At 64.4% G+C, this 1,859-nt stretch carries 1 protein-coding gene; it reads left to right on the plus strand.

Annotated elements, in window-relative coordinates; genetic code table 11:
- The coding region (gene xsc, locus ACR0M9_RS21050; RefSeq protein ID WP_480774600.1) for a sulfoacetaldehyde acetyltransferase at positions 1-1,719 on the plus strand (1,719 nt) is incomplete at its 5' end.
- Positions 1,720-1,859 lie beyond the last annotated feature (140 nt).

Consider the following 1,859-nt stretch of genomic DNA (forward strand, 5'->3'; position numbering starts at 1 on the left):
CATGCGTTTGGGATCATTGGCTCTGCGATGATGCCGATTTCGGATCTGTTTCCGAAGGCTGGGATCATGTTCTGGGACTGTGCGCATGAGGGCAGCGCGGGGATGATGGCGGATGGCTACACCCGGGCGACCGGCAAGATGTCGATGATGATCGCGCAGAACGGTCCGGGCATCACCAACTTCGTGACCGCCGTCAAGACCGCCTACTGGAACCACACGCCGCTGCTGCTGGTGACCCCGCAGGCGGCCAACAAGACCATCGGTCAGGGGGGCTTTCAGGAAGTCGAGCAGATGAAGCTGTTCGAGGACATGGTCGCCTATCAGGAAGAGGTCCGCGACCCGACCCGCGTCTGCGAGGTACTGAATCGTGTGATCATGCAGGCCAAACGCGCCAGCGCCCCGGCCCAGCTGAACATCCCGCGCGACATGTGGACCCAGGTTGTCGATATCGACCTGCCCGCCATTGTCGAGTTCGAGCGCCCCTCGGGCGGCGAAAGCGCCGTGGCTCAGGCGGCCGAGCTGCTGTCGAACGCCAGGAACCCGGTGATCCTGAACGGGGCCGGTGTGGTTCTGGCCGAAGGCGGCATCGAGGCGTCGAAAGCGCTGGCCGAGCGCCTGGATGCGCCGGTCTGCGTCGGCTACCAGCACAATGACGCCTTCCCGGGCAGCCACCCGCTGTTTGCCGGTCCGCTGGGCTATAACGGTTCGAAAGCGGGGATGGAGCTGATCAGCGAGGCGGATGTTGTCCTGTGCCTCGGCACCCGTCTGAACCCGTTCTCGACCCTGCCGGGCTATGGCATCAACTACTGGCCCGCGGATGCCAAGATCATCCAGGTTGACATCAACCCTGACCGTATCGGCCTGACCAAAGCGGTCAGCGTCGGCATCATCGGCGACGCCGCCAAGGTGGCAAAGGGCATTCTGGCCCAGCTGAGCGACACCGCCGGTGACGAAGGCCGCAAGGAGCGCAAAGAGCGCATCGCGCAGAAGAAATCGGCCTGGGCGCAGGAACTGACCTCGATGACCCACGAGGATGACGATCCGGGCACCACCTGGAACCAGCGTGCCCGCGCGGCCAAGCCCGACTGGATGAGCCCGCGCATGGCGTGGCGCGCCATTCAGGCGGCGCTGCCGAAAGAGGCGATCATCAGCTCGGACATCGGCAACAACTGCGCCATCGGCAACGCCTATCCGTCGTTTGAAGAGGGTCGCAAATACCTGGCACCGGGCCTGTTCGGCCCCTGCGGCTATGGCCTGCCCGCCGTCGTTGGCGCCAAGATCGGCTGCCCGGATGTTCCGGTTGTGGGCTTTGCCGGTGACGGTGCCTTTGGCATCGCGGTGAACGAGCTGACCGCCATCGGCCGCGAGGAATGGCCCGCCGTGACCCAGATCGTGTTCCGCAACTACCAGTGGGGCGCGGAAAAGCGCAACTCGACCCTGTGGTTCGACGACAACTTCGTGGGCACCGAGCTGGACACCAAGGTGTCTTATGCCGGTATCGCGCAGGCCTGTGGCCTGAAAGGTGTTGTCGCCCGCACCCAGGACGAGCTGACCGCGGCGCTGAACCAGGCGATCGAGGACCAGAAGAACGGCATCACCACGCTGATCGAGGCCCTGATCAACCAGGAGCTTGGCGAGCCTTTCCGCCGCGACGCAATGAAAAAACCCGTCGCCGTCGCCGGTATCAGCGCCGATGACATGAAGGCGCAGGGCGCTTAACCCCAGGACGAGGCCGGAGCACATGACCCTGACACCCGTCGAGCTGTTGCGGCAAAACGCTCCGGCCACCCGTCCCATAATCGCCCTCAGCGAAGGCAACGACCCCCGCATCACAAAAGGGGCCATCAACGCGCAGAGGG

This window comes from Ruegeria sp. CH2 (assembly GCF_056537065.1).